The organism is Protofrankia sp. Cj3, from assembly GCF_917627355.1.
GTDB lineage: Bacteria > Actinomycetota > Actinomycetes > Frankiales > Frankiaceae > Protofrankia.
On sequence record NZ_CAKJTR010000142.1, the window covers coordinates 6,841 to 13,705 of the forward strand.

Annotated in this window: 5 protein-coding genes and 1 pseudogene; 1 reads left to right on the forward strand and 5 read right to left on the reverse strand. The window is 68.4% G+C overall.

Annotation, left to right across the window (positions count from 1 at the left end):
- Positions 1 to 53: 53 nt before the first annotated feature.
- From MJ783_RS17375 to MJ783_RS17390, 4 genes are all read right to left on the reverse strand, one after another.
- Complete coding sequence (locus MJ783_RS17375; protein WP_239311588.1) at positions 54 to 248, reverse strand: DUF5703 family protein; 195 nt, start codon at positions 246 to 248, stop codon at positions 54 to 56.
- Between the two features lie 62 nt (positions 249 to 310).
- Positions 311 to 1,525, reverse strand: a complete 1,215-nt coding sequence (locus tag MJ783_RS17380) for a hypothetical protein (RefSeq protein ID WP_239311590.1) — start codon at positions 1,523 to 1,525, stop codon at positions 311 to 313.
- Positions 1,526 to 1,538: 13 nt separating this feature from the next.
- Entirely contained in the window at positions 1,539 to 3,131 is a 1,593-nt protein-coding gene (locus tag MJ783_RS17385) for a glycosyltransferase family 39 protein (RefSeq protein ID WP_239311596.1), read from the reverse strand.
- Positions 3,132 to 3,164: 33 nt separating this feature from the next.
- Entirely contained in the window at positions 3,165 to 4,658 is a 1,494-nt protein-coding gene (locus MJ783_RS17390) for an NAD(P)/FAD-dependent oxidoreductase (protein WP_239311592.1), read from the reverse strand.
- A gap of 213 nt (positions 4,659 to 4,871) precedes the next feature.
- On the opposite strand from MJ783_RS17390, the gene MJ783_RS17395 reads away from it, so the two are divergent.
- Positions 4,872 to 6,332: a glycosyltransferase 87 family protein gene (locus tag MJ783_RS17395; protein ID WP_239311594.1), complete on the forward strand. Its 1,461-nt coding sequence runs from the start codon at positions 4,872 to 4,874 to the stop codon at positions 6,330 to 6,332.
- Here MJ783_RS17395 and MJ783_RS17400 read toward each other — a convergent pair.
- A pseudogene (locus tag MJ783_RS17400) lies at positions 6,290 to 6,865 on the reverse strand (hypothetical protein); the annotation flags it as partial. The gene MJ783_RS17395 and the pseudogene MJ783_RS17400 overlap by 43 nt on opposite strands.

Genomic DNA, 6,865 nt, shown 5'->3' on the forward strand with positions numbered 1-6,865 from the left:
GCGAGGTGCGTGCCCCAGCCCCGCGACGCCGCGTCCCCTATTGCCGGGCGCTCTCAGGTCGGCAGATAGCCGGGGAGCCCGCTCCGGCACCGCGGGCGGCGCAGAACCACCCGCCGGGAACCGTCTGGCAGCAGGCGGAGCCGCTCCAGCTCCCAGTCACCGAACTCGGCATGCAGGGTGAGTACCGCCAGCGCCTGAAGTCGATCCGTTCCGGGCGGTAGGTACAAACGTTGATACTCCACGTCCATGGCGCCACCGTAACGACACGGTGGGCGGTGAGAGCGACGAACCCTCGGGTTCACCCTGCCTGTCACGGCACGTAAAGACCAAGGAACGCAAGCGTGGCATACACCAGCATCATCGCGGCACTCACCGTCAGGACGAGACGTACGACATCATCACGCCGGGTAAGAGCGGCCGCGACAAACAGGAACGGGAAGGTTCCGTACGCATACCGTTCACTCGAATCAAGATTACTACCAGTGAGTACGGCGGCCATCGTGATGGCGGCCCACAGCGTGTACGAGGCCGGTAGCGTCCGCGCCATCATGACGAGCAGCAGCGCGAACAGCGCCAGCCATGGAACGTGCAGGCCGGTGCCCACTTCGCCATGGGTGATTCCCCGGGCCGCCGTCCACAGCACAGCGGCGGGATTCGACGAGCTGCCATGCAACGACTGCTGCCGTTGCACCCGCAGCGGCAGCAGTGCGTCCGCATAGGCGATCCACGACCACAGCCCGAACAGCGCGCACCCGGCCGCGGGCGCGACAGCCGCCGCCGCCCGCCGTAGCCGCTCCGCGACAGCGGCTGTCCCGAGCCCGCGAACGGTCTCGACAGCCGCCGGTAGGACCAACAGGATGCCAACGGGACGACACAGCCCCGCCAGCAGGCCGCAGGCGGTGGCAAGCTCCCACCGCCGGGTGCGCAGGCCCGCGAACACGCCAACGGCCAGCAGCCCCCACAATGCCTCGGTATAGCCCATGACCAGCACAAATGCGGGCGGCGCCAACGAGGCCAGCCACACCAGGCGAGACGTTGCCGCCGCGTCGAAGCCCTCGTACCTGGCCAGCCAGGCGAGGGCTGCCACAAAGACAAGGGCGATCACGTTCACGAGGAGCAGCAGCGTGATGCCGGTGTGACCGCCCAGCCCGGGAAGCAGGGTGACCCCACGGACCAGCAGCGGCAGTAACGGGAAGAAACGCAGCCCCTGCCCGCCGGCTCCGGCGTACCCGTGTTCGGCGATACCCGCGTACCAGCCGGCATCCCAGCCAAGCAGCCCGGTCAGCGTGAACGGTCTGCCCGTGGCTGGCTGCCCCGCGCCAAGCTGCCCGGTGATGCCGCCTTGCCCGGCGATGTAGCGGGCCAGGGCATAGGCGGCGCCAGTGACGACCCGGGTGGCACACCAGGCAAGGACGATGTCACGCAGGGGCAGCGTCCGCCATCCCCGCCTGCTCGGCGTGCCCTGGCGGGGATGCGGCTGCGGCTGTGGCTGCGCGTGAAGCGCGGCCCGCGGCTGCGACGCCAACAACCATCACGCCCTAGGGCTGGAAGCGCAGGAGGGTGAAGTTCTCCCACACCCTGGCCGGTGTGCCCTGCCGCATGACCTCGTCAGCCCGTGGGCGGCTGTCCTGGAGACGGCCACGGACCTGGGTGCACAGGGTCTCATACGTCCGGTAGGCACCGGAGCCGGCGAGGAACACGGTGTTGGCGGGGCCGGCCTCGGCGAGCGCCCTGTCCGCGACGATCACACCGTTCGCCTTCGCGTTACGCTCCTGGTAGTCCGTCCAGTCAACCCGGTCCGGCGGCGCGTAGGTCGGAACGACATGTACGCGCATCCAGGCCGGGACGGTGCGGGCGAGTCCCGGGCCGAGCTGGTCCGGGCAGACAAGCAGCACATCACCGGGACGGCCGAGACGTGCCAGCGCCGACGCGGCCTCGCCCGCCTGGGTGCGGGTCCGGGACAGGTCGCCGTAACCACCGACGAGCCCGAGCAGCGCGCACACGACGATGATCCCGCGGAACAGCCGACTGTCCACGGCGACAGTCGCGCCAAGCCCGATGACCAGCAGGAACGGAACGAACGCGGTGGCGGTGTAACGATCCGCCCAGGCGTTGCCCACCACCTTCCCCGCGGCCACGGCGACGAACAGCGTCATGGTGGCCAGGAGGAACAGCGTCCGGCCGGGCTCCATGCCCTTCAGGTCGAACAGCACGTACCGGCCGTCGACCGCTCGGCCCGCGACACCCGCGGCGGCAAGCCCCGTGATGAGGAACAGCAGTGTCCGCCCCTGGGTGGTGGGACCACCTGCCCACTGCCCGTAGGCGTGCGCGATCGCCGCGAACGTCGCTGGTTCTCCCCACGGTGTTCCGGTGTGCGCCATCTGGTAGGAGAAACCTCCCAGCCAGGGGGCGAACACAAGGCCCCCGGCGGCGATACCACCGAGCGCCACCAGCGGCGCCTGGACACCCCATGCCGGCCGCGGCCTCGCCAGGACCAGCAGAAGCCAGCCAGCCACGGTGAACAGCAGGTAGAAGCACCAGTAGTGGGTGAGCGCCAGCATGCCCGCACACAGCGCCAACGCGGCGACCGAGCCTGGTGAGCGCCGCCGCAGCGTGGCTTCCAGCGCCAGTCCGCCAGCCGCGGTCAGCAGCACCACCAGGCTGTACATCCGCGTCTCGGTGGCGAAGTACAACGCGAACGGTGAGGTGAGGTAGAGCACTGCCGTGACCCGTGCGGCCCGGACGCCCACGACCCGCCGAGCCAGCAGGAACAGCGGCCCGACAGCGGCCAGGTTCATCAGGGCCGACAGCGCCCGCACCGCGAACGTGCCGACGCCGAACAGCTCGATCCAGCCATGCAACAACAGGTAGTACAGCGGTGGCGAGCCATCCTGGCGAAGCCCGTCGAACAGCGTCGTGCCGGGCCCGGTCAACGGAAGCCGCGCAATGGCGACACTCTGCGCCTCGTCCAGCCACAACGCCTGGCGGGCGGAAAAACGCACCACCACCGCTACCGCAATGAAAACGAAAAGTGCCGCCTTGAAAGCAAGGCCAGCCCGTTTCGCGCGGGGCTGGCTCTCCGCAGCCGGCCCCGGGATGTTCTCCAGCGGCCGCACCGCCACGTCAGTCACGGTCAAGTCCCCCCTTCTGGTCCCGCGACTGCGCTAACGCGGTGCCTTCGCGTAACCGGGGGAGACCTCCTCGTGGTAGTCCTCCTCCACGTTGACGCCCCACACGTCGTGCTCGGCTCCGTCAACAAGGTTCTGGACGGTAAGCAGCGCGGTGTACATCGAGTGATCCTGATTGTTGTACCGATGCATACCGTTGCGGCCTACCGGGTGGACGTTTGGCGCGGCCTCAGCCAACCAGCCACGCATGATTTCCACATTCTTCTTGTAGTCCGCGTCATAGAACGGGTAGGCCTTGGGCATACGGACCACGAAACCGCGTTCCACCTGGTCCGCCGGGACAAGACCCAGCTGCGCGAGTTCCTTGGAGGCGAGTGCGATCAGGTCTTCATCGGGCATCGACCAGGTCTCGTCACCCTCGAACACGAAGTACTCCATACCCAGGCAGGTGCGCCCCTCCTTCACCAGGAACGGCGACCACGAGGCGAAATTCTGGATGCGCCCGACCAGCAGCTCGGGTGAGTGCACGTAAATCCAGTTGTCCGGGAAACCAGCGGACTCGGGCACCACGAGCGCGACGGTGAGGAAGTCACGGTAGCGCAGCGCGTTTGCCGCGGCCAGCACATGGTCGGGGGCGGGCGGGTCCATGACCCGGATCAGCGAGGAGAACGACATCGACGATATGATCTCGTCTCCGCTGTAGCGGTGCTCGGACCCGATGTCGGTCCGGGAGGCCTCCGGTGCGCCCGCTCCGGGACCGTACCCACCGGTGACCACGGTGGTCACGCCGGTGGCCCGGCCATCCGCGTGGTGAATCCTGCGGACCTTCTCCTCAAAAACGATCTTCCCGCCGCGCTTGGAAATTTTGTCCGCCGCGGCCTCCCACATCATTCCGGGCCCGTGTTTCGGGTACTGGAACTCCTCGATGAGAGAGGCGATGTCCTTTTGGTTCCGTTTCGGCATGACCGCGTTCATGATGGCATTGAGCAGCGAGAGGTTCTTGATACGCTGCGCCGCCCAGTCCGCCTCGATCGTGTTGGCCGGCACCCCCCACACCTTCTCGGTGTAGGTCTTGAAGAAGATCCCGTACAGGCGCCAGCCGAAACGGGCCGCGACCCAGCCTTCGAATTTCGTCTGATCCTGGGGCGGCCGGACCCGCGCCCAGGCGTAGGAGAGGATGCAGCGCACCGCCTCGAGCACACCAAGGCCGCGCAGGGCATTACCGGCACGCAGCGGGTAATCGAAGAGTTTCCCGTTGTACATGATGCGGCTCGACCGCGGGCGCATCAGAAAGTCCTCATCAGGCAAAATCTCGTGCCAGAGGGCCTCGACCTCGGGCACCTTGGTGAAGAAGCGGTGCCCGCCGATGTCGAATCGCCAGCCTTCACGCTCCGCGGTGCGACTGATGCCCCCCACCGTCGAGTCGCCTTCGAGGACCGTCACGGGTACGTCCCGCTTCACCAGCTCCCAGCCAGCTGTTAGACCTGCCGGTCCGGCTCCGATAACGATGACCTCGGGCTTTTCGGCCACTGTGCCTGACCTCTCCTCAACTTCGCACGCGATGGTCATCCGCGCGACACACCAAGAAGCCGGTGGACAATAGTCCGGCTCGGCTTCTCAGTCTGGCATGAGCCAGGCGGGCACCTGCCCGCGCCCCCTCGCGATTGCCCGGCACGATCTCCCGGCCGAACCCGCTCCGCGTCAGCCCGGTGGCTGGGTAAGGCTTCTGGCATGGTGCGGGTCATGACTGCGTTCCTACCCGGCCGGGCGAACAATCCGACCACCGCATCCGGGTGGTTTCGACACGATCTCCCGGCCGGCGGGAACGTGGGTCCGCTGCTGCTCGGCTGGTGTGCCGTCGCGGCGGGCATCGCCGCGGGCGACGGGCGCGGCCCCTGGCCGTTGGCATTGGTGCTGGCCGGGTGGGGCGCGGTGCTCGTCAGTGTCGGCAACGTGGTCGTCGGCAACATGGTCGGCAAGGATGCCCGCGCTGGCCGCGGAGCGGTCTGGGTGACGCTGGCCGTGGTCCTCGCGGCCGGTGTGACGATGCGGCCTCGCTACTACGCCGCCGGCGGGTGGGCGGACGTCTCCGACGCGCTCGGCGTGGCCGGCGGGCTGCTCACCGCGGGGTCGATCCTGTGGTGGCTACGCCGGGTGCCAGGTGACCGCGCCGGAGCACGGTGGCTCGTGTCGCCATCCTGCTTCTGGTCGGTTGTCGGTCTCATGACAGGCGCCGGGATCGCAATGATCCTTGCGGCGCCGCGGCCGCGTATCGATGTCTTCTACCTCCTCCAGGTGTCCGCCGACGGCCTGTTCGCGGGCGCGGACATGTACCGTCAGCAGTGGGCCCCCAGCCACACCGGGTATCCGGTGAACCAGCTGTTCGATGTCTACCCGTATCTGCCGGGGACAACGCTCGTCCTCGCGCCCTTCCGCCTGCTGCTCACCGACGTCCGCTATGGTCTGCTGCTCGCCTCAGTGATCACAGCTGTCGCCATCCGCCGGATCATGGCTCGCAACGGCGCGCTGGGGGATACCGGGCTCCCGCCCGCGCTGCCGCTGCTCGTGCTGGCCTTTCCCGGATCCATGTACGCGCTTCAGCAGTCCTGGACAGAGCCGCTGCTCACGGCATGCGTCAGCGTGATGGTGTGGGCGGTGGCCGCGGGCCGGGCCCGCTGGGCGGTCGTCGCGTTCGCCGTGGCTCTCGCCAGCAAGCAGCACCTGGCGCTGCTGATCCCGGTCGCGGCGTTCTGGCCGGCGTTCGGGCCCAGACGCACACTCGCCTCGGTCGCCGTCGCCGCGGCTGCCGTCCTGCCCTGGGTGGCCGTCGGCCCGGCGGACTTCTGGCGGGACGCGGTGATGACCAATCTTCGCTATCCGGTGCGCGGCGATGCGCTGTCCGTGCCCGGCGTGCTCTCCCACGTGGGGGTCACAACCGGTTTCGGGCCGGTGGCGGCCGCGCTGGTACTTGCCTACTGGCTCGCCTGGCGGGTGCGGGCCGACGCCGCCGGGTTCTGCGCGGGCGCGGGCGTGGTGCTGCTCACGTTGGACGTCATGAACAAACAGTCCTATTTCAACCACTACACGTTGCCGATGGCGCTGTTGGTGACCGCGCTCGCCGCCCAGGGCGAGCGCGGCCCAACAGCGCCGGCCGCGCCTGTTCAGCGCAACGTGGAGAAACGCTCCAGCGCGGCGCCCTCGTAGACCATGCGCCGGTCGACCTGGAGAGTGCGGTCACGCAAAGCGGCAAGTTGGTCCGAAACGACCGCGCAGGCACCTTCCAGGGTCTTGTAACCGTCCGCGCGCACAAGGAACACAGCGTGGCTGGGGCCGGCCAAGGTGTTCACGCGGGCCGCGAAGTCCGCACCGCTGGCCCGTCTCATCCGGGCCGCGTAGTCGACCCAGTCAACCAGCGCCGGCCCGCTCGCGTCCGCGTAGACGATCTGCCTGAGGTCAAGATCGCCATGGCGTTCGATAGCCCGGAACACCGCCGGGCCCAGCTGGTCGGGACAGTAGGCGACCACGTCCCCCGGCCGGGCCAGCGCTGAGATCCGATTCGCGATCTCCCCGGCCTGCGTGCGTTCCTGCCGTGCCATGTTCCAGCCGCCGGACAGGCCTGTCACGCAGACAATCATGATGATTGCCGTCCGCACCCGTCCGGGCAGCAGGCCGATGCCCAGCGAGGCGAGCAGCAGAAAGGCCGGCAGCGATATCCCCGTATAGCGTTCCGTGTAGGC